Source organism: uncultured Kordia sp. (assembly GCF_947496985.1).
Taxonomy (GTDB): domain Bacteria; phylum Bacteroidota; class Bacteroidia; order Flavobacteriales; family Flavobacteriaceae; genus Kordia.
This window is the reverse complement of the sequence record NZ_CANMEZ010000003.1, coordinates 184492-206411: the sequence shown is the minus strand read 5'-3', so window position 1 is coordinate 206411 and position 21920 is coordinate 184492. Positions and strand designations below refer to the sequence as shown.

Below are 21920 nucleotides of genomic sequence, written 5' to 3'. Positions count from 1 at the left end.
TAGATTTCATGTCACAACTCACACATTACACAACTAATTTTAACAAACGAACGTTTCCAATCACTTTGGTTTCAGATCAAGTTTCGAATGCACCAAATATTGGTTCATTGTTTCGTATTTGTGATGCTTTTGGTGTAGAAAAAATTATTTTTTGCGGTGAAAATATTCCTGTTTCTGGAAGAAAAATGACCAAAACATCTCGCGCTACAGAAAAAGTAGTTCCTTTTGAGATTACAGAAGACATTCATACAGTAATTTCAAAACTCAAAGAAGATAATTACACTATAATTTCCTTAGAAATTACAGAAAAAAGCAAATCAATTCATTCTATTGATTTTTCTAAATTCGAAAAAATAGCTTTGGTTATCGGCGATGAAAATTTTGGTGTAAACCCTGAAACGCTTTACGAATCTGATATTATTACGCATATTGACATGTTTGGTCAAAATAGTAGTATGAATGTGGTACAAGCGACAAATATTGTGCTTTATGAAATTACTCGTCAACAAATAGTTGCGAAATAATTTTATTGTTTTAAATTTATCTACAAACCAATTTCAATGACTTCAAACACCATCGCAAACGGCATTTTAAAAGCTTTAGGAATTATTTTAGGTATTTTTCTAATTCTTTATTTTTTATATAAAATTCAATCAGTTATTGTATACATTGCCATTGCAGCTGTTATTTCATTGATTGGACGACCAATTGTTCGTTTCTTAAAACGACGTTTAAAGTTTAAAAATACTCTAGCTGTTATTTTTACAATGACCTTACTCATTGGATTATTTATTGGATTGATTTCCATGTTTATTCCACTACTTGCTGAACAAGGACACAACTTATCATTGCTAGATATTGACAAATTACAAGAAAATGTACAAAGTTTATACACACAAATTTCAGAATATTTAGCGACTAAAAATATAGATTTTGAACGATCACTAGAAGAATCAAAAATATTTTCAAGTTTTGATTATACTATTATTCCTAATTTTTTTAATTCGCTAGTTAGTGGTTTAGGAAACTTTAGTATTGGTTTGCTATCCGTATTGTTCATTTCATTTTTTTTACTAAAAGACAGCAAGCTACTAGAAGATGGCGTTATGGTTTTTGTACCTGATAATAAAGAAACAAGATTAAGTAAATCATTTGAAAAGATTAAAGATTTACTTTCAAGATATTTTGTCGGATTGGTTTTTCAAATTTTAATTCTGTTTGTTATTTACACCATTGCTCTTCTAATATTTGGGATAAATAATGCTATTGTCATAGCTTTTTTATGTGCTTTATTAAACTTGATTCCATACATCGGACCTTTATTTAGCGGTGTTTTGATGTTATTATTATGCATGACAAGTAACTTAGAAGCCGATTTTAGCACGGTAATTTTACCAAATACGATTGGCGTAATGGTCTTTTTCCTCATCGGACAATTAATTGACAACTTTTTAAGTCAGCCACTTATATTTTCAAGTTCTGTAAAATCGCATCCACTAGAAATTTTCTTAGTAATCATTATTTGGGGAATTTTATTTGGAATTCTAGGAATGGTGGTTGCCGTGCCTTCTTACACAGCAATTAAAGTAATTTTAAAAGAATTTTTATCCGATAATAAAATCGTGAAATCACTCACCAAAGATATTTAGCTTTTGAACCCTGCATTATTATCTCCTGAAATTCAACAATTTATTCATGAACATCTTCATGATGATTTAGCAAAACTTTTGTTGAAATACAAAGAAGTTGAAGGAATTCCGTTTGCCGAAATTATTGAGCAAATTGAAGCAAAAATCAGATGCTACAAAAAATTACCAACTTGGTTTTCTTGCAAAAACATATATTTCCCTAATAAATTAAATATAGAACAAACTTCATCAGAACAAACCGCTACTTACAAAGCTAGCTTGATAAAAGGGAGCTCCATGATAGATTTAACTGGCGGTTTTGGTGTCGACTGTTATGCGTTTTCAAAACAGTTTCAAAAAGTAACACATTGTGAAATTGCTGAGAAGCTTTCTTCAATTGTTGCACATAATTACAAAGTTTTAGGGATTAAAAACATTACAACTGTCAACGAAGATGGTATTTCTTTTTTACAAAACAACCAACAAACTTACGATTGGATTTACATTGATCCTTCACGTAGAAATGATCTAAAAGGAAAAGTATTTTTACTAGAAGATTGCCTTCCAGATGTTGTAACACACAAAGAAACTTTATTTAAATTTGCAGATAATATTTTAATTAAAACCTCTCCACTACTGGATATTACAAACGGTTTACGCGCTTTAGAAAATGTAAAAGAAGTACATGTTGTTGCGGTTAATAATGAAGTCAAAGAGTTATTATGGGTTTTAGATAAAAATTTAAAGACAGAAAATATTTGTGTAAAAACTGTAAATCTTAAAAAGCAAGAAATAGAAACCTTTGACTTTTATCTTTCTGAAGAAAAAGAGCAAACAATTGATTTTTCTTTGCCAAAAAAGTACTTATACGAACCCAATGCTGCCATTCTAAAAGCTGGCGGATTCTTAAGTATCGCTTCAAAATACAAAATTGAAAAATTACAACAACATTCACATTTATATACTTCTAATGAATTGATTTCCTTTCCCGGTAGACGGTTTTCCATTGAAAAAGTACTGCCATACACAAAGAAAATTATCAAAAAAGAACTAAATTTGAAAAAGGCAAACGTTACAACTCGAAACTTTCCTGAGTCAGTAGCAACAATTAGAAAAAAATTAACACTTGCCGACGGTGGCACAGACTTTTTGTTCTTAACTACCGTGTTTACTGGAAAAAAAGCGGTTATACATTGCAAAAAAGCATAGAGAAACTTCAAAAGAAATCGCTTTTACGGTTTTACCGTAGCTTTTATAATAGCGCACCATATCCCATACTTAAGACTTCTGCCTACATTTGAACCATGCAATACAGTTTTAGGGATTTAGGGGAATCCACTATACTTTGGGGAACTTTTAATTAAGTTCCCCTTACTTCTTTTATATGGGTATGTGATTTAAAATGAAGACCATCAAGAATTTTCTTCAAAGCTTACTTTATATCGACAAAAAAAAGCACTTAAACGATTGAATATGCATTTTTATAGGCTAAACATAGATCCTAATACCAAACACATAGATTTGTATCATTAGTTTTTTAGATGACTAGTAAATAACGATAAATAAAGCCGTACTTTTAATTTAGGTACGGTTTTTTTATGCCTTTTGTTTCCATAAACTCTTCTTTTTAAATTAGTTCTTTTAAAAAACGATTTTTCTTATACTAAAAAACTTACAATTTAGAGCGTTAATCGATTATATATGGAGTTTATAGAATGTAAAATCAAAATCCACTAGATTATCTGATCTTATATCTAAATTTGCTGCACTGAATTCAGAATGAGGATCTTTAATTTATTTATTGCACATAACACTCAATCATTCTAAAACATACATTTTTAGTTTTTTTTAAGCCGAAAACTAAAAATGTTTATTCAGATAAACAGCAACATAAAATTCAGAAATGAATTTTTCACATTGTTGTATTTTATACAACTATTATTGAAGGGGAGGTTTATGGTAGGGCCTCCCTTTTTTTAGTGAAATACAATTTTATAAAGTATAAACGAATATAAAACGGATTGTTGAATTTATTTCGTTCTAAAACAAGACTTCATCTGCTTCATTCTTAACTTTTTTAAAAAATTAACATTACAAATTATCTTCAATTAAAAAACATATTGTAATATTGCAATATGGGAATAACAAAAACAATTGGTTTTTCAGAAGTAGTCATTGAAATGGCTGATATTTTAAAAGTATTAGGGCATCCTGCACGTTTGTCTATTATGGAATATTTAGCAAATAGTCCTTCATGCATTTGTAATGATTTAGTGGAAGAACTTCCCTTAGCACAACCGACAATTTCAAGACATTTATCTGAATTGAAACGTGTTGGACTTATTCAGGGACAAATCTCTGGAAAGAATATTTGCTATTGCATCAATCCAAAAAAATGGAATAAAGTTTTACTACATTTTAAAATGATAACCACTTCCCTATCCATCAAAAAGCAATGTTAATTATACTATAAATTAAGTATTATGAAATTATCAGAAGTAAAAGCACATTTACAAAATTTAGAACAATTAGATTTTTATTTACCTAATTCACAAAAAGTAGAAAGCCATTTTCATGTGACTGAAGTTGGACAAATTTCAAAACATTTTATTGACTGTGGTGGTGTTGTACGTAAAGAAAACGTAGTGAATTTTCAATTGTGGTCTGCAGATGATGTTGATCATAGACTAGAACCAAAGAAATTAATGAATATTATAGAACTTTCCGAAAAAGTTTTAGGAATTCAAGATTTAGAAGTTGAAGTAGAGTATCAGGCGGAAACTATTGGAAAATACGGATTGGATTTTCAAAATAATCACTTTGTACTAACAATGAAGCAAACGGACTGTTTAGCGAAAGATAATTGTGGAATTCCAGCACAGAAACCGAAGATGAAACTCTCTGAATTACAAGAAAATATGAACGCTTGTTGCTCTCCAGAATCAGGTTGTTGCTAACTAACTTAGATGATCTTGAATTATGTATTAGAAATTCTACAGAGAGTTCCTATTGCATAATTCAGGATTAAATTAGATTCATACTGTTGATATTGTAAAAAAACTATAACTTTGGCGGATATTTTTAAGCTATTTTTAGAAACAAAGTATTCGTAAATGGAGAAAGAACTAACCATCGTTGTTCCTGTATATAATGAGGAAGATAATTTAGAAAGGGTTGAAAAAGAGTTGGCTGCCTATTCAAAAGCTGCTAAAATTCCCATTAAAGTTTTGTTTGTAAATGATGGCTCTAAAGATAAAAGTCAGGAAATGATTGAAAAAATCTGTACTGATAGTGACACCTTCCATTTTATTTCTTTTACTGAAAATAGAGGTTTAAGTGCTGCAATTAAAGCTGGTTTTGACGAAACTCAAACCAATTTAGTTGGTTATATTGATTCTGACTTACAAACAGCGCCTGCAGATTTCGATTTATTACTAGAACATATTGGAGAATACGATTTGGTAACAGGTGTTCGTGCCAACCGAAAAGATTCATTTGTAAAAAATATGTCGTCTAAAATTGCCAATGGAATTCGTAGAACGTTTACAAAAGATGGTATGGACGATACAGGATGTCCGTTAAAAATTATAAAAACAGATTTTGCAAAACGCATTCCAATGTTTAAAGGATTGCACCGTTTTCTTCCTGCTATGATTTTATTACAAGAAGGAAAAGTAAAACAAATTCCTGTTTCGCACTTTCCTCGAATTGCTGGAGAAGCAAAATACGGTTTATGGAATCGTTTATTAGGTCCGTTAATGGACTGCTTCGCTTATGTTTGGATGAAGAAAAAGTACATCAACTATTCTATTGCTAAAAAAGGATGATGTACGCTTGGTATGTTTTAGCTATTGGCGGACTTTCACAATTATTATTTTCTGGAAGAACCTTACTTCAATGGATTATTTCTGAAAAAAACAAAAAGGTATTAACTCCTGCTCTTTTTTGGAAATTGAGTTTAATTGCTTCTTTTTTAATGTTTGTATATGGCTATTTACGTCAAGATTTCTCCATTATGCTCGGACAAGTTTTAACGTATTTCATTTACATTCGGAATATGCAATTGCAAGGTGAATGGAAGAAAATGCACAAATTCATTCAAATTTTCATTTTAATATTTCCGCTCATCATTATTATCTTTGGCTATAATAACGATAAACAGGACGTCGATAATTTATTAAACAATGAAGCCATTCCTGATTGGTTGTTAATTTTAGGTATCATTGCACAAGTTATTTTTACCTTACGCTTTGTATATCAGTGGTTATATTCTGAGAAAAACAAAGAATCTAGCTTACCGCTAGGCTTTTGGATGTTGAGTTTACTTGGTTCAAGTTTAATATTTACGTATGCAATTTTTAGAGTTGACCCTATTTTAATTGCTGGGCATATTTTCGGAATCATCACTTATGTTAGAAATATAATGCTGTTAAGAAATCAGTCATGAATTTTATACAAGAAAAGAATTACGTTTGGATATTAGTCATTGTTTGTTTTGCAATATTTTTTGTAAATCTTGATGTGTTGTATCCAAATATTATGGAAGCTCGAAACTTTATTACAGCGCGTGAAATGGTTTCTGACGGCAATTGGTTGCTAACAACAATGAATGGTGAACCACGTTATGAAAAACCACCTTTACCAACTTGGCTTGCTGCAATTTCCGGAATGCTTTTCGGATTTAAAAGTTTAATGGCATTACGAATTCCTTCTGCACTTATTACATTAGTTTTAATAGTATGTTCGTATCGTTTCGGTGTGTATTTTATTCAAAATAAAAAACAGGCATTTATCAACAGTTTACTACTTGCAACTTCTTTTTATATCATTTTTGCAGGACGAAACGGAACTTGGGATATTTTTGCGCACGGTTTTATGATTGTTGGAATTTATTATATTTTTCAATTCTTCTCATCCATAGAAAATATTTGGCGAAATGCCTTGTTAGCAGGTCTTTTTATAGGATTCTCTTTTATGAGTAAAGGTCCTGTTTCACATTTTGCATTGTTTTTACCATTTATTATTGCCTATAGTGTTGTATATAAATACGAAGGTTTTAAGAAAAAATGGTTGCCATTAGTGAGTTTAGTTACTATCGTAGTTGTATTATCTATATGGTGGCCTTTGTATATTAATATGATGGATGGTGATACTGCAAAAGCTATTGCTGAAAAAGAAACAACTGCTTGGAAAGATAGAAACGTCCGTCCGTTTTATTATTACTGGAGTTTCTTTGTACAATCGGGAATTTGGACAATTGTTGCGTTTGTAAGTTTATTATATCCGTATTTAAAATCGAGAGTTGAGAATTTAAAAGCTTATAAATTCAGTTTATTTTGGACACTTTTTGCAGTCATTTTATTATCTGTAATTCCTGAAAAGAAATCACGTTATTTATTACCTGTTTTAATTCCGTTAGCATATACAATGAGCTTTTTTATTGAATATGTATTCCGATCGTTTAAAACAGATATGAAAAAGCTTGAAAAATTCCCTGTATATCTAAATTTTGGATTGGTAGGATTGATTGGCTTAGTATTTCCTATTGTTGGTTATATTTTCTTAAAAGACAGGTTAGAAGGATTTTATGTTCGTTTCATAATTACTTCATTAGCACTCGTTCCGATTGGGTTTTTCACCTTGAAATATTTATATCAAAAAGAAATTCAAAAAACGTTTTACCTCATCATTGCATTTTTAATGGCAACTATTGTCCTTGGGTTTCCGTTAGCAAATGCTTTCTTAGAGAATCCAAAATATAATTCGTTACAAGACATATCGCACAAAGCAAAGGAAGAAAAAATTCCTGTGTATATGTTTAATATTCAATCGCCAGAATTAGTATGGGACTATGGAGGAAAAGTTCCTTTAGTACACAGTCATGCTTTAGAAATCCCGAAAGAAGATACGTTTAAAGTATTGGTTATGATTGATGGAAAAAAAGGTGTAGAAGAAGCATTTCCAAATTACACAGTTACTTATCAAGAAACCTTCGATTTAAATCCGATAGACAATACTAATAAAGGATATAAAGATCGCTTGCGTACGGAAATGTATTTGGTAGAGAAAAGGTGATTAAAGGATTAAAAAAATCAAATATTCTCACATTTCTTTTATTGCTATATTACAAATTTCGAAACCAAGCTAATTGCTCAGCAACACCTTCTTCTAAAGTTACAGTAGGATTATAATTTAATAGCTTTCGCGCTTTGTCAATGTTTGCTTTGGTACGCTGCTGATCCCCAGAACGTGGAGGCAATTCGTTAAATTTTATTGTAGTATTTAATAATTTTTCAACCGCATTTACTCCTTGTTGTGTAGTATATTCGGCTTCAGTTCCAATATTGAATATTTCACCATTACACACTTCTTCTTTACCAATAACACTAGTTATTCCAACTACAATATCACTTACATGTGTAAAGCTTCGTAGATGCGTTAAACTTCCAGTAAATAACGGAAATGATTTATTATTTAAGCCACAATCTAACAGTTTTGTAAACAATTTATCTGGACGTTCACGTGAGCCATATACAGAATATAAACGTAAGGAACATGCATTGATTTTATTCAATCTAGAATTATGTAAGACCAATTGCTCGGCAGCCAATTTAGTAACGCCATAATGCGAAGCTGGTTGCGGCGCCACCGATTCTGGATAGGTAGCATTTAAACCATAAATAGACGAAGTTCCAATATTTACAAATAATTGTAATGTTGTTTGCGCTAAAGCGTATGTCAACAAATTTTGAGTGGCAATTACGTTATTTGTCAAATAATCTTCAAACGTAGACGTTGCAGCTATTCCTGGTTGTGCAGCAAAGTGAAAGATATATTCAATAGCATTAGGAAGTTTTTCTATAGAAGAAGCATCGCGCAAATCTGCTTGGAGTATTTCAATACCTTTTGATTTGAGTACTGCTGCATTTTTATTTTTTAAATCGACAGGGTAATAATCTGAAAAATTATCAATTCCTATAACAGTATGTCCTTCTTTTTGTAAATATTCTGCGACATGCGATCCAATAAATCCAGCAATTCCTGTGATGAGTATCTTCATTGATGTACTTCGTAATGTGTTTGATGCATAAAAGTATAAATAATTTATGGAATGCCTTTATTATTTTTAAAAACTGTAGAATTTTAGGTGGCTTTAACCACCTAAATATTCAAGAAAGCTAGATTGTAAAAACTTTAAAACAGACATTTCTTCTGATTTAGGATCGCATGAAACAAAATGAAATTTTGTTGGATCATGTTCATTTCTATTTGATAAAACGATTTTAGCATTAAAGTGTCTTAATTTTGAATTTTCATTCAAAGAACTTTCGAAACTTTCTTTAGCATTTTTAATTAGTTTTTGATGTTCAGATGTTTCTCCGAAATTCATCTCAACAAAGTTTATTGTTGCCATTTTTATAATATTTAAACATTAATAAAAACAAATATAATTAATAAAAAAACGCGCAAAAAAGTTCCAAAAACTAATACTTCTCTTCTACTTTAACAATATTTACTCAACCTACACTTTTAGATTTCTCAAAATTAAGTTTCACTATATTCAAAAGGCTTTCCTGTTACAGAAAGCCTTTCTTAATATGCATAATCAACGCAAAAATGATACAAATTTTCAGTAGGTCTGAGTTTAGTTGTATCTATCATACATATGCTTTCAATGATACATCAATTTGGGGTTATTGCTTAATCAATTTTGTAGTATATGAGTTAATTCCGTTCGAAACTTTCACAAAATATATACCTGTAGTCAACTGGTTTAAGTTCAATACTGTTTTTTGCGTTTTCGTATTGAGTTTTAATTGTAACATTCCTTGTAAATTATATATTCCTAATTGGTAACTCGTATTATTATCAAAATCTTTAATGTGTAATGTCGTTTCATTCTTAGAAGGATTTGGGTACAATGTTATTGCGTTTTCTTCATTTCTAGTTGAAACTTCATCAGCATTTAATACTTCCGTTAGTTTTGTATAAACTGGGTCTGTAGTTGCGATTCTATTTGTTCCACAAGGCACAATCTCTGCAAAGTAATTCCCTCCTGGTTGCACAGTAAACCCTGGATTTAACATAATTTCAGTTCCTGCTCGCATTTCTACATTTGCATTATTTGTAACGGTTACATTAAATACTGGAGCAACATCAATCGTGTTTATTACTCTATAATCTAACAAACCTAATCCTGGAAGCGTACTGTTATCAATTATTAAATCAGGTTCGTAAACACAACATGGTTTTGGTGTAATGACTCCAGAATTGTTACATATAATATTATTGACGACTGGCGGATGATTTCCACTTTTTACAACTACTGATGTTTTAGTTTCAGTTCCACAATCGTTTGTATATGTAACTTTTAATAGATAGGAAGCATTTGCAACTAAGCCATCCGTATTATTTCTTCCATCCCAATAAATTGGATCTACAATACCATTTGTGCAACTCACAGAATAGTCCCATATTGATATTCCAAGCATGGTAAATATTTCTGTTGTAACTGTATGAGCATTGTTTAAGTTTGTAATTTTTAACGGAACTGTTGTTGATACCAATCCGTTATGGTTTGGATACACTTCACCACTTAGTCTACTACAACTTGGAAATTCACATGTTTTTGCTAGTTTAAAGTCGTCTAAAAGTATGTATGGTCCATCACAAAGATTTGCTGATTCGGTTTCTATTACAATCCAATCATAACTATCTGCTGGTGCTGTAAATTCAACTGTAATTGGATACCATTCTCCAGTTGGATAGTTTACAAGGTCAATAGGTTTGTTTAACACTTGCAATGTGTTTGATGTACTTTGCTTGTTATAATATTTACTTGGATCACATCGATTATTAAATTGATTTGCTCCTATGGAATACTTCATATTATTTTTCCTGAAATACACATTTAAATCTAACCCTGTAGACCAATCATGAGATGGATCATTAATAGAACGTATGTAAAATTGCAATGTATACGTTTCACCTTCTTCAAATTTATTAGCATCAAAGAATTTCTGTTGTATAAGTTCACCTGGTCCCATTCCTATATATCCAAGTCCTGCATGAGGCACAATGTCCGTTCCTCCTTCTGAGAGTCTCAGTTTTTCGTAACCATCATACTTATTAACCATATACCAATCAGGTGAATGTAATTTGAATTGAATTTTTTCTGGTGATTCTGCAGGTGCAGTGATGACTTTTGTAACAGTTTTCATGTCGCTTTCCCATACGGAAAGACCTTCTTGATTTCCATGATTAGTTGTATTCCAACCTCCTGAATATGTATATGTTTTTGGTGAATAATCATCTACCAAAGCCAAATAAAAAGGCGTTGCATTGTGTGTAGGTTGATCCGCTACCGCATTATGAATCAAATTATCTTGTCCAAAAGAAATCCATCCGAAAAACAAGAATAAAGTGATTATTATCTTACTCCTGTTTTTCATTATTTTTTCTTCTTTAATTCATTAACCTCTTTCTTTAATTCAATTACATATAAGGTAAGTTCTTCTATTTTTTCTAATAATTTAGCGTCCATTTCACCTAAGTTTACTCCTTCTGTTTCTATTTGAGTTGCAGATGGAACATTTGGTAAATGTCCGTTTGTATTGATAAATTCTTCTACTTCTTCTAATGGTTTTAAATTATAATTTTCTTTAAAAACATAATCAGCCCAAACACCAGCTGCTACATCTACTTTTACTTTTTGAGTACGAATTCCTTTTTTTACAAATAACTCATACTCATCACAATCTGTACATGGATCAAAGTCAAACCAATCTCCTATCATTGTTTTTCCTGCTGCAATCCATAAATCATGTTTTTTAGAACTTACGATACTTAGTATACTATTGTAACCTCCAGTAAAATTGTTAAATGCTCTTATTCTCCAACTTTCATTTCCTAAGTGATCTCTAAAAGATAAACCTCCGTAGCTATTATTTATTTCAGACTGAATTCTGATTTCTTGTTTGTCTCCTAATCGTACATCTAAACGCGCTTGAGGATCATCGGTTGCAATTCCGACTTTTGCTCCAGTCGAGTTATCTTTTGTTGCCATAAATACTGGTTGTTGATGATCAAACCCTATTAAGAAAGAATAGTTTTTTGTATTTACAGTATTTCTTCCGATAGCAAATGAGAAAGCTCCATTTGCTTGGTTTGTGTGCCCTAAAGCAAATGAGAAACTTCCGTTTGTTTTGTTACTGTGTCCTATTGCAAAAGAATTTAACGAGTTTACATAATTGTTTACTCCAAAAGCTCCAGATTGCATGTTTTGTACGGCGTTTGACATTCCAAAAGCAAATGAAAAATTATCATTTACTGTATTTCTGTGTCCAGCGATAAATGAAGATCGCTTTGTATCGAAGTTCATATTATTTTCAGTACCAACAACTGTAGAATATTTTGATTTTACCAAATTTCCATCACCAAGTGCTGATGAAGTTGGATCAACTGTATTTGTTCCCCAATTTGTTTGTGCATTAGTGTTTGATAGTGTAAATAACCCTAGTAAAAGGATTAAAAAAGGTAGTTTATTTTTCATGGTTGTATAATTAGTAATTATCTCTACTCTTTTGAAAGGTTTTCGAGTTTTCCCTTGATAGATCTATGTATCTATATGGGATCCTTTGAGAGATTCATTACCCAACTAAAAATGAAAAATTATATTTCTCTTTTTACTCATCACATTAAAACAATGAATAACAATTAATTACGCAGCAAAAACATTTTCTTTTTGTATGCCATGTATATTCCTAAAATTATAAGTAATATAATTCCTGAAACTATGTATAAAGTGTACGATGTTGTTTGAATTTTTATAGCATTTGTACTTCCTGTTAGTGTAAATGCTGCCCAATAGTAGGGTGTGTTTTGCGAAAATTGATGTTTTTGCAAGTATTCCTTTTTCGCTAGTTGTAATGCTTTTGATTTTGTATTTCCTTGTATTAATTCATGATAGAACATTTGTAAAAGCTCATTTCCTGCCTGCTCATTTACTTTCCAAAATGAAGCCATGACACTTTGTGTTCCATTGTAAAAAAATCCTCTGGATAAGTTGATTACACCTTCTCCCGAAATATTGATTCCGTCATTTGTTTGACAAGCATCTAATATGACCAAATCTGCTTGATTTTCTATACCAAAGAGTTCGTTGAGTGTCATTTTATCTTCATAAAAGGAAATCCAAGGTTTTTGTGTAATACTATCCAAACCAGCATGTGTATTAAAATGTATAATTTCAAAATTGTTTTGCTGTTTTAAAAAATTAGCTTTTGATGCCTCTTGCTTTGTAAGTACAAGCGACTCATCAAACGTTTCAACCAGTTTTATAATATTTTCAGTCCCCGTTAAGGTTGGTAATTTTGTGTCTTGAAATTCTTGAGGTGCAATTGTCAATAATTTTTGTGTTGGTAAATTTTGTTTTTGTTGAATTTGATCAAATAGTGAAAATGATTGTAAATATGATGTTTCAGTACTATTTACTAGATAGCTTTCAATGAGTTCTCCTTCTTTTTGAGTTGGTAATATTTCAAATGGAAGATACTGTAATGCTTGATCGGCTACAATCGTAAGTTTTTTATTCTGTAAACGTGTGGCTGCATTTTCAAATGGAAACAATTCTTTAAATACAGTATTTCCTATCTCTTGATATTCTTTTAGTTCTTCTTCATTCAGCCAATGCCTCGTCATGAATGATTTTAGTTTTTCAAGTTTCTTGTGAAATCTTGATATATTATCAATCTTAAAAAATATTGGTTCACCACTATCACAGTAAATTCCATAACCATCTGCTTCATGCAAAATATACTCTACAAATGATTCATTCTTATCGGTATATTTTGCTATTGTATTTTCTAAAGATGTAATAGCTATTTCTTGTTTCGTTTTAATATATTCTGGATATGCTTGTTGCATGGAGTCCATAAATTGTTGAAATTCCCTATTAGTTGCTGTATATTTTGCTTTCCATACTTCATCATCTGTATTTTGATGAAATTGTTCTTCTAAGGTTAACATTTTATAATACAATTGATGTTCGCGCGTTATTAAATCTTTAGGAACATTCATTTTAAATTTTGCTCGTAATGTTTTTATATTTTCCTGTAAGAGCAAGGCTTTATTTTTTTCCATGTAGTAAAACGCACTTGTAGGATCATTTAATAAATAACAAACTTCAACCGCCAACATATAGATATTGACTCCTTTATTAATCCAAAACAATTTAGAAGCTTCTGTATTCATTTCATACCGAATCAATGATACTAATTGATCAATAATTTGAATTGTTTTTTTTGCTTTGTGAAGATATTCAAGTGTTTGTTCTTGCTTATAAGCATGAATATAATGATCTACCAAATCAATCAAGTAAATTAATATATCCTGCTCATATTCAGATTCTTTAATTTCATTTAGTGTTGGCAATTTGAAAGGTTGTGCTGTATCTTTTCCTAAAATAGTATACACAGCTTTTTCAGAATATGGTATTTTTTCTTTAGCAATATCCGAATTGAGGTAATACCCCATATTATCCAAAGCTGTTGCAATTTGCTCTTTATCATCAGACTCATTTAAAACCCTTTTATAGGATGCTGTTGCCAACTCATACTTTTTCTGCTTTGAATAAATGATTCCAATATTGTTGACCACTTTCAATGCTTTATATAAATAGTCTATTTCAATAAATCCTTTTTCTGCTTTTTTATAAAAATACAATGCACGATCAAAGTCTTTAAAAGCATCATATACAACTGCTAAACCATTATTTAATACTACTCTATTGAACTCAGCCAAGCTATCAACTCGTATTAATTTTTGATGATCCGAAATAATTTTCAAATCAATATTAGTATCATTAATTGTATAGATACTTGCATACTTTTTTGCATATGTGTTTATAATATCAAATCGTAAATTACTTTCATATTTTGGATTTTCGCATAGTTTTTTATTTGCTAAACCTAAGTTCAAATAATACAATGCAAGTGGAATATCGCCTCTTTTTTTCGCATTTCTAGATAAAAACCGATATGCATGTGATGTATATTTATCTCCTTCTAAATCATTTATGATTTCTATTAAAATGGTATGTGCTTTTTCAATTTCACCAATTTTTGTATAGGTTCGTGATAACCAAAACCTACTTTCGTTATATTTATTGAAATCTTTAAATTGTGATCTTACTATTAAAGATTTATTAAAGAAAGGAAATGCTTTATCATACACTTCTTGCTTGTAAAAACAAGTTCCCAGTTCATAATAAAGCATTCCTAAATCTTCTGTATAAACAGATGTATCTTGCTGTTGAAGTATTTTTTTAAACCCTTCGGTTTTTAACTCTATATCTTCTAATTGCTGCACACTTTCAATTTGAAACGATAGTGTATTTTGTGCATTTGCAACTAATACAAAACACAAGCAATTTATTAATAATAATGCACGGATTGAAAGCATTTTTATGCTAAAAATAAATAATATTTTTTAATCCTCTGCAAGTATATATCTATTATGCAAAGTATTTTTAACTACTTCTTCTCCTGTATATAAATCTGTTACAGTCATAAACTCCAAAGTAACTGGAATCCCTAATGATGCTACTCTTTGCGTCATTGTTAATTCTGACAATTCACCTGAATTTAAGATCTTGGCGACTTCTATTGTTATTTGTGGTGCAGCAAAAGAAGTTCCCGATACAAAAGAACCATAAAACGAAATTCCTTCTCCTTTAGTAAAGAAATCGACACTTGTTCCATAATTAGAAAAGTCGGATGCTCTTCCATATCCTTGATTACATGAACCCACCGCAATTACATTTGGTTTGTTAAAAGAGGAAGGATAATGTGGAGTTGTATCATTATTATGACTTGTATTTCCGGCGGAAGCAACCAAAATAACATCAGGAAACATTTCCAATACGTTTTCAAAAATAGTATTTCCGAAGTCTCCAAAAGGATCGCCATGCCAACCAAAACTAGCATTGATAATGTCAGATCGTTCTGAAGCATATACTAAACTACAGATCGTTGCAAAATAACTTATATTTCCATTTGAATCAGCAATTTTTAGTGGTAATATTTGATGTTTTATTTCTAAATTAGCTAATGCATTATGAATTAAATCTCCTATAATACTTCCATGTTTAAAAGGATCATCGTCAAATGTATTTGGGTCATTATCTACAAAATCCCATCCAGATTGAGCTTCACTTTCAGCAAATTCGTCAACAGTTGCATTATATAAAAATTGAGGCTCAAAAGTGCTTTCACTAAAAACTGTTAAAGCTGGAGCCAAGCCAGTATCTAATAGTGCTACCGTAATTCCATTATTCGAAGGTTTAATATACGATTCATAATTTGTATCAGCTGCCGTTCCTAAAATAGGGCTTTCAACATCAAATCCAAATTCAAATTCATAATCTATATCTGCAATACCAAAGATTTCTCCTCCTATTTGACCTTCAATTACTTGTTTTTTAGGTTCTATACTGATAGTTCCTGGAGGAAAAATCCATTTTTCAAAATCTGGATTGTCACATTTACATATCTCAAATGATCCAAAACCCTGTTGTGGGTTTATATTGTCTCCGTCAATTCCATTGCTTTCTCTAATTGTAAATTTCATGGAATCTGGTGTTCCGTCTTTAAATTGAATAACAAATTCATTTTGCGAATACACAGGCAAGTTTCCGGGTATAAATGTTTGTGAATTTATGCCTCCACCATTTTTGGCTTTAATGTTTAGGTTTTCATCTTTTGTGGTATCAATAAAAGTATCATCTTTCGTACACGACGTGACACTTATCAACAAAAAGATTGCAATAAGTTTTTGTATATTTCTCATTTTATTAAAAATTTTGCGTTCTTATAATAGGGAACAAACGCATAAAACATTACCCAATATTTTAATCATATCTAGGATTTATGAAAGATAGTGAAAGATTCATTAATGCCCTCACGTCTGGAAATGAACGCATTATAAAGGAAATTTACACTAAACTATTTCCTAAAATCAAAACTTACGTACTTAAAAACAGAGGTGACACGCAAGATGCTTCTGATGTTTTTCATGACGGATTGATGTATATTATTGTGACACAAAAAGAAAAAAAGACAGAAATAAAGTCTTTTGAAGCGTACTTATTTGTGATTTGTAAAAATATCTGGAAAAGAACTTTAAAAAATAAGGTAATAAAAACCGATCCTTTGACACTAGTAGATAAAGAAGCGGAATTGGGAGCACATATTCTAGAACAGGAACTTTTTGATTTTTATATTGAAAAATTTGACTTGCTTTCTGATAATTGTAAAGAAATATTGAGCAGTTATTTTAATGGATTAAGCTATGAAGATATTGTTACGGAGCATTCTTATGCCTCTATAAATACAGTACGACAACGTGTTTTTAAATGTCGTAGTAAACTAGTGAAACTAATAAAAGAAGACAATAAATACCAAAAAATAAGAAGATGGCGTCAAAACTAACCGAAGCGCTTTTAGCCGAAATGCATCGTTACCTAAACGACGAAATGAACGAATTGGAACGCAAACGTTTTGAACAAAAGTTAGCAAATGATGAGGAACTCAAACAAGAATTAGTTCTTGAAAAAGAGTTGAGAGAAGCTTTACATGAAGATAGTGATTATAATATTTTTCAAAATAATCAAAATAATGAAGAACTCACGAAGCTAAAAACAAAATTAAGAAGCGACGAATATCAACAACTTTCCAATGCGATTAAAAATGTTGGAACTGAATATTTAGAAGAAAAAACCGTAAAACCTCGTACAAACTATTATAAGTATGCAATGATAGCTGCTGTATTGATACTGTTTTGTGGAATTTATTTTTCACAAGTGAATACTTCTTTGGATTCATATTATGATGCAAATGTAAATTGGAGCGAATTGCCTTCTTTTATTGAAAAAGGACAACAAGAGAATTTGTTTTCACAAGGAGAGCTTGCTTTTAGAGCTTCAAATTATGAAGAAGCAATTTCAAAATTCTCTAAAATTGAATCTTCCCATGAGTCGTATGTATTTAGTTTACAATACTTAGGTGCTTCTTATGATATATTAAACAAAAATGAAGAAGCAATCGCAACGTTTCAAAAGCTTTCAAAATCAGGAAACTCAAATGAACATTCTAAAGGATATTGGTATGAAACTTTGATCTATCTTAAGATGAATAATAAAGAGAAAACTATTATTTCATTAAAAAATCTCACAAAAAAATCTAAGAATTATAAATACAAAGAAGCACTCAAACTTCTTGATGAATTGAAATGATATTTCACACAAATACACACTTCACAAAATACTAATAATCAAATTAATACACTTGTAAAATTGCATTATCCCTAAATCGAATTACTTCTGATTTTAAATTCATGTATTCGTTAAGAAAACATTGAAAGTATATACTAGTTTACTGTTTTCAACGCAACCATTCCAATGTATTTGTATCTAAAAAATATAAATCATTCAACCACATGAAAAAAATTATCCAACTAATTCTTACCATTTCCCTTGCTTTTCTATTACAAAATTGTGAAAACAATGAACTAGATTCAGGCATTGTTCCTGAAACAACTCCAGCGCTAAGTATAGCCGATGATATTTTCCAATCTGAAAACTTTGGAAATGCTACTTCTGGAAACTTTATTGGTTTAATTACAGATGAATCTGGCGCTAAGTTAGAAAACGTACAAATCACTATTGGAAATGTAATAACAATGACCGATCGCAATGGATTATTTGTCTTAAATAATGCAGATGTTTTTGAAAAGTTTGCGTATGTAAAAGCTAAAAAAAACGGTTATATTGACGGTTCCAGAGTTATAATTCCAAAAACTGAAGGCGCCAATAGGGTTAATATTGTATTATTAAAAAAGGAGATTGTTTCAAGAGTAAACTCTGGCGAAAACTCACAAGTATCCTTATCAAATGGAGCTATTGTAAATTTTAGTGGAGGCTTTATAACTACAGACGGGAATTCATATTCAGGTGAAGTTGACGTTGTTGTCCATCACATAAGACCAAATTCTATAAATACTTTTGAACAGATGCCAGGTAGCTTGTTGGCACAAGATGCATCAAACAATGCTCAAAATTTAGAAACATACGGAATGCTTTCTGTGAATTTATTTTCTCCTTCTGGAGAACGTTTAAATATTGATCCCGAAAGCCCTGCTACACTAGAGTTCCCTGTAGATTATACGCAAACAAGTATTGCTCCTGAAACTATAAACTTATGGTATTTTGATGAAGAAGTTGGATATTGGAAAGAAGAAGGACAAGCCGTAAAAAATGGTAACAAATATATAGCAGAAGTTACGCATTTTACATGGTGGAACTGTGACATTCCTTTTGACGCTATCATTTTTTGTTTTGATATTATTGCCAACAATGTTAATGCAAACACTCCATATTTAGTTGTCATTACACGAGCTAGTAATAATCAAGTTATTTATTCAGGTAATATTACTTCTAGAGAAACAGAATGTGGTTTAATTCCACGAAATGAAGAAGTATTAGTTTCAGTGTACAGTATTACTGGCGGATGTAATAATCAATTGGTATATTCGGAAACGCTTGGTGATTATGCAACTGATACTTCCACAACAATTTCTTTTACAGAAGAACTTACAACTACAACACTTACTGGAACTGCATTAAATTGTAATGGATCACCAATCACCAATGGATATGTATATATTAATGATACGAATATTTTTAATCTTTCCAATGGAGACTTCTCTATTGGCGTAATCCACTGTTTGGACGGTTTAAATATTGATGTACAAATATTTGATTATGATACAAATCAATGGGCTATATATGAAAATGTAGTATTAAGTGGTGTAGATACAAATGTAGGTGTTATTTCTACCTGTGGAGATGGTGGCGGAATTTATAATGGTGATGTTACATTACTTACACAAAATGATGTGAATAATTTTGGAATCATGAATTTTACAACCATTAATGGAAAACTAAAAATTGGTGAGTTTCAACTTACTAATAACATTTCAAGTTTAGGAGCGTTAAATTCATTAGTAAACATTCATGAAAGTTTAACCATTATTAATAATCCTAACCTAACGAGTTTAGACGGTCTTAATAATTTAAATGCCGTAAATTCACTTTCCATAAGTCATAATTCATCATTAAACTCTATTACAGCATTAAGTTCTATAACTTCTATTGAATTTGGTTTTCAAATTTCATACAACAATGCATTGACAACATTAGCTGGATTAGAAAATATAAATACTCCAAATGCTTTAAATATTACGCTATCTAACAATGAAGTCTTAACATCTATAGATGCATTACAATCGTTAACAACAGCTAATAACATATCTATTCATAGCAACGCAGCTCTTACTTCATTAACTTCATTCAGTAACATCACAACTGCCCGCTCTATTAATTTATCCTATTTACCATCATTAAACTCACTTCAAGGACTCAATCAATTAACAGAATTAAGCATGCTACGTATTAGAGATATTGATGCAATAACTGATTTATCAGCATTAAGTAACATAACAAGTGCCGACATCGTTTCTATTGGCGGTAATGATGCGTTAACAAGTTTAAATGGTTTGGACAATCTAACTAATATAGATTGGATGCTGATTGGAAATGATTTAGAATTTGATATTGTTGTAAATTCACCAAATAATAGTTTAACAGATTTTTGCGCATTACAAAATCTATTTACAAACGGAACCTATCCAACAGTGAATAGCACTTTTAATGGAGTTTATATAGAGAACAATCTATTCAATCCAAGTATACAAGATATTATTGACGGAAATTGCAGTCAATAATTGCTAGAACTAGAAAAAAAGCCTTTCTGTTAGTTAAGGAAGGCTTTTTATTTTTATTTTTTTAGCTTAAAGCGATAAATCAAAGGCATTTACTGCATCTGAAATTTCATAACCTAAGCGTAAACCTTCTGTGCAATCCATTCGTAAATGTACACCTAATGGCAAACGTGAAAATCCATTTTCTGCTGCCATTTGTGTAAAAGTTGTATATGCTCTTGGTGTTCCATTGAATTCTGTTCTTCCCTCATGCGAGCGATCTATAAAATCTGTATCGTTTCCAAAATGGTGAATAAAAATTCCCGCTGCTGCAGAAGCAAACGTAGAATGTCCTGAAGGATAACTTGGAAACGAAGGATTTGGCCAAGAAATAAACGGATACAAATTTGTTTGAAAATCTGGATCAATAAAATCTTTTATATATTCACTTGGACGCATTACCATATATTCATACTTATCCGCCCATGTAGAAACAGCAGCATCATTTAAAGAAAAACCTAATTTTAATAATAAAACTAATGCATTTTCATGATCTACATTATATTGCTGAATCAATTGATTTGCAATCGAAATTTGTCTTCCTGGTGGACTCATCATCAAACCTTCTACATCATTCGACCAAAATTCTGCTATCCACAAACCTTCTGCATCTGTAGTTCTAGCGGCTTCACTAGTTGTGTATACTTCTTGCATTGATGTATAAAAATCACTCGTTGTATCTTCACTATAGCTTAATGATGGTGGAACAGAAGATGTTTCCGCTGAAGAAATTACAAATGTTCTCACTGAAGACCAATACGGAAACAACGCTCTTTCTGCATCATCACTATAGGTCCAATAACCAATACCAACTGGTGGTTCATATGAAGTTGGTTGTGGACTTCCTATTTGGCTTTCCGCAGCAGTATCCGTTAAACTATATGCTATAATTTGATCTGCTACATAATTTCCCCAATCAATTGAATTCAAAACAACATCTTCACTTACATTTTCAGAAAGCAGCGTTTGTTTTTCCTGATTCAACAATGCAATTTTTGCATCAACTGTAGCTGGAATATTATACATAAAATGATCAATAGCTCTTGCATAACAAGCATTTAATGCTAAACCAACATTAACATTTGCTTCTCTTTGAGTAAAATCGATATCCAATTCGGTATATCTATTTTTATTTGAAGTATATCCCAACATATCATCCACACAAACTTCAAAAGCTGCTAAATGAATATATGCCAATGCACGTGTAGAAGCGTTTGGGCGCATTCCTGTGGCGTATCTGTCTAACTCACACCATAACTGATTCCAGTCTAAAATAACTTGTGTGGTAGCATTAGTAGCTATTGGTGTGGTTGGTTGTATATTATCATCTATTTGTTCATTGGAGCAGGAACTCCATAAAAATACGGTTGTAAGTAGTACTAAAGTACGTAAGGATAGGTTCATTTTTGGTTGTTC

18 protein-coding genes are annotated in these 21920 nt (G+C 30.9%); 11 read left to right on the top strand and 7 right to left on the bottom strand.

Annotated features, from left to right (window positions below; translation table 11 throughout):
• Window positions 1–8 precede the first annotated feature (8 nt).
• The 8 genes from Q0828_RS09310 to Q0828_RS09275 all read left to right on the top strand — a co-directional run bounded on the left by Q0828_RS09310 (window position 9) and on the right by Q0828_RS09275 (window position 7703).
• Window positions 9–524 (top strand): TrmH family RNA methyltransferase, encoded by a 516-nt coding sequence (locus Q0828_RS09310; RefSeq protein WP_298419885.1) that lies wholly within the window; start codon window positions 9–11, stop codon window positions 522–524.
• Window positions 525–560: 36 nt separating this feature from the next.
• Window positions 561–1649 carry an AI-2E family transporter gene (locus Q0828_RS09305; protein ID WP_298419883.1) on the top strand — a complete coding sequence of 363 codons (1089 nt, stop codon included), beginning with the start codon at window positions 561–563 and terminating at the stop codon, window positions 1647–1649.
• Between the two features lie 3 nt (window positions 1650–1652).
• Window positions 1653–2837, top strand: coding sequence for an RsmD family RNA methyltransferase (locus Q0828_RS09300; protein WP_298419880.1), 1185 nt, complete (start codon window positions 1653–1655; stop codon window positions 2835–2837).
• Window positions 2838–3763: 926 nt separating this feature from the next.
• Window positions 3764–4090: a metalloregulator ArsR/SmtB family transcription factor gene (locus tag Q0828_RS09295; RefSeq protein ID WP_298419878.1), complete on the top strand. Its 327-nt coding sequence runs from the start codon at window positions 3764–3766 to the stop codon at window positions 4088–4090.
• A gap of 21 nt (window positions 4091–4111) precedes the next feature.
• Complete coding sequence (locus tag Q0828_RS09290) at window positions 4112–4585, top strand: DUF6428 family protein (RefSeq protein WP_298419876.1); 474 nt, start codon at window positions 4112–4114, stop codon at window positions 4583–4585.
• Window positions 4586–4741: 156 nt separating this feature from the next.
• On the top strand, window positions 4742–5455 hold the full coding sequence (locus Q0828_RS09285; protein ID WP_298419873.1) for a glycosyltransferase: 714 nt from the start codon (window positions 4742–4744) through the stop codon (window positions 5453–5455).
• Window positions 5455–6075, top strand: coding sequence for a lipid-A-disaccharide synthase N-terminal domain-containing protein (locus Q0828_RS09280; RefSeq protein WP_298420589.1), 621 nt, complete (start codon window positions 5455–5457; stop codon window positions 6073–6075). Before Q0828_RS09285 ends, Q0828_RS09280 begins: the two co-directional genes overlap by 1 nt.
• A complete protein-coding gene (locus tag Q0828_RS09275) occupies window positions 6072–7703 on the top strand; it encodes a glycosyltransferase family 39 protein (RefSeq protein ID WP_298419871.1) in 1632 nt (543 codons plus the stop codon). Before Q0828_RS09280 ends, Q0828_RS09275 begins: the two co-directional genes overlap by 4 nt.
• Window positions 7704–7752: 49 nt before the next feature.
• On the opposite strand, the gene Q0828_RS09270 is transcribed toward Q0828_RS09275, so the two are convergent.
• The 6 genes from Q0828_RS09270 to Q0828_RS09245 form a co-directional block, all read right to left on the bottom strand.
• Window positions 7753–8688 carry an NAD-dependent epimerase/dehydratase family protein gene (locus Q0828_RS09270; protein WP_298419869.1) on the bottom strand — a complete coding sequence of 312 codons (936 nt, stop codon included), beginning with the start codon at window positions 8686–8688 and terminating at the stop codon, window positions 7753–7755.
• A 93-nt stretch (window positions 8689–8781) separates the two neighbouring features.
• Entirely contained in the window at window positions 8782–9042 is a 261-nt protein-coding gene (locus Q0828_RS09265; protein ID WP_298419867.1) for a hypothetical protein, read from the bottom strand.
• Between the two features lie 280 nt (window positions 9043–9322).
• The gene (locus tag Q0828_RS09260; protein WP_298419865.1) at window positions 9323–11080 is read right to left on the bottom strand and encodes a T9SS type A sorting domain-containing protein; all 1758 of its coding nucleotides are present in this window, start codon (window positions 11078–11080) and stop codon (window positions 9323–9325) included.
• A complete protein-coding gene (locus Q0828_RS09255; protein ID WP_298419863.1) occupies window positions 11080–12180 on the bottom strand; it encodes a hypothetical protein in 1101 nt (366 codons plus the stop codon). The genes Q0828_RS09260 and Q0828_RS09255 overlap by 1 nt, the downstream gene beginning before the upstream one ends.
• A 164-nt stretch (window positions 12181–12344) precedes the next feature.
• The gene (locus tag Q0828_RS09250; protein WP_298419861.1) at window positions 12345–15089 is read right to left on the bottom strand and encodes a CHAT domain-containing protein; all 2745 of its coding nucleotides are present in this window, start codon (window positions 15087–15089) and stop codon (window positions 12345–12347) included.
• A gap of 27 nt (window positions 15090–15116) precedes the next feature.
• Window positions 15117–16475 (bottom strand): S8/S53 family peptidase, encoded by a 1359-nt coding sequence (locus Q0828_RS09245; protein WP_298419859.1) that lies wholly within the window; start codon window positions 16473–16475, stop codon window positions 15117–15119.
• Window positions 16476–16555: 80 nt separating this feature from the next.
• On the opposite strand from Q0828_RS09245, the gene Q0828_RS09240 reads away from it, so the two are divergent.
• The 3 genes from Q0828_RS09240 (at window position 16556) to Q0828_RS09230 (ending at window position 20468) form a co-directional block, all read left to right on the top strand.
• Window positions 16556–17116, top strand: a complete 561-nt coding sequence (locus Q0828_RS09240) for a sigma-70 family RNA polymerase sigma factor (protein WP_298419857.1) — start codon at window positions 16556–16558, stop codon at window positions 17114–17116.
• Window positions 17101–17919: a hypothetical protein gene (locus tag Q0828_RS09235; RefSeq protein WP_298419855.1), complete on the top strand. Its 819-nt coding sequence runs from the start codon at window positions 17101–17103 to the stop codon at window positions 17917–17919. The genes Q0828_RS09240 and Q0828_RS09235 overlap by 16 nt, the downstream gene beginning before the upstream one ends.
• A gap of 203 nt (window positions 17920–18122) precedes the next feature.
• Entirely contained in the window at window positions 18123–20468 is a 2346-nt protein-coding gene (locus Q0828_RS09230; protein WP_298419854.1) for a hypothetical protein, read from the top strand.
• A gap of 66 nt (window positions 20469–20534) precedes the next feature.
• Here Q0828_RS09230 and Q0828_RS09225 read toward each other — a convergent pair whose 3' ends face one another.
• Window positions 20535–21908 carry a vanadium-dependent haloperoxidase gene (locus Q0828_RS09225; RefSeq protein ID WP_298419852.1) on the bottom strand — a complete coding sequence of 458 codons (1374 nt, stop codon included), beginning with the start codon at window positions 21906–21908 and terminating at the stop codon, window positions 20535–20537.
• Window positions 21909–21920 lie beyond the last annotated feature (12 nt).

Excerpts from the sequence above, each read along its gene's own strand:
- Q0828_RS09310 (WP_298419885.1), top strand. The coding sequence starts at position 9 with ATGTCACAACTCACACATTACACAACTAATTTTAACAAACGAACGTTT.
- Q0828_RS09305 (WP_298419883.1), top strand. The coding sequence starts at position 561 with ATGACTTCAAACACCATCGCAAACGGCATTTTAAAAGCTTTAGGAATT.
- Q0828_RS09295 (WP_298419878.1), top strand. The coding sequence starts at position 3,764 with ATGGGAATAACAAAAACAATTGGTTTTTCAGAAGTAGTCATTGAAATG.
- Q0828_RS09290 (WP_298419876.1), top strand. The coding sequence starts at position 4,112 with ATGAAATTATCAGAAGTAAAAGCACATTTACAAAATTTAGAACAATTA.
- Q0828_RS09285 (WP_298419873.1), top strand. The coding sequence starts at position 4,742 with ATGGAGAAAGAACTAACCATCGTTGTTCCTGTATATAATGAGGAAGAT.
- Q0828_RS09280 (WP_298420589.1), top strand. The coding sequence starts at position 5,455 with ATGTACGCTTGGTATGTTTTAGCTATTGGCGGACTTTCACAATTATTA.
- Q0828_RS09275 (WP_298419871.1), top strand. The coding sequence starts at position 6,072 with ATGAATTTTATACAAGAAAAGAATTACGTTTGGATATTAGTCATTGTT.
- Q0828_RS09270 (WP_298419869.1), bottom strand. The coding sequence starts at position 8,688 with ATGAAGATACTCATCACAGGAATTGCTGGATTTATTGGATCGCATGTC.
- Q0828_RS09265 (WP_298419867.1), bottom strand. The coding sequence starts at position 9,042 with ATGGCAACAATAAACTTTGTTGAGATGAATTTCGGAGAAACATCTGAA.
- Q0828_RS09260 (WP_298419865.1), bottom strand. The coding sequence starts at position 11,080 with ATGAAAAACAGGAGTAAGATAATAATCACTTTATTCTTGTTTTTCGGA.
- Q0828_RS09255 (WP_298419863.1), bottom strand. The coding sequence starts at position 12,180 with ATGAAAAATAAACTACCTTTTTTAATCCTTTTACTAGGGTTATTTACA.
- Q0828_RS09250 (WP_298419861.1), bottom strand. The coding sequence starts at position 15,089 with ATGCTTTCAATCCGTGCATTATTATTAATAAATTGCTTGTGTTTTGTA.
- Q0828_RS09245 (WP_298419859.1), bottom strand. The coding sequence starts at position 16,475 with ATGAGAAATATACAAAAACTTATTGCAATCTTTTTGTTGATAAGTGTC.
- Q0828_RS09240 (WP_298419857.1), top strand. The coding sequence starts at position 16,556 with ATGAAAGATAGTGAAAGATTCATTAATGCCCTCACGTCTGGAAATGAA.
- Q0828_RS09235 (WP_298419855.1), top strand. The coding sequence starts at position 17,101 with ATGGCGTCAAAACTAACCGAAGCGCTTTTAGCCGAAATGCATCGTTAC.
- Q0828_RS09230 (WP_298419854.1), top strand. The coding sequence starts at position 18,123 with ATGAAAAAAATTATCCAACTAATTCTTACCATTTCCCTTGCTTTTCTA.
- Q0828_RS09225 (WP_298419852.1), bottom strand. The coding sequence starts at position 21,908 with ATGAACCTATCCTTACGTACTTTAGTACTACTTACAACCGTATTTTTA.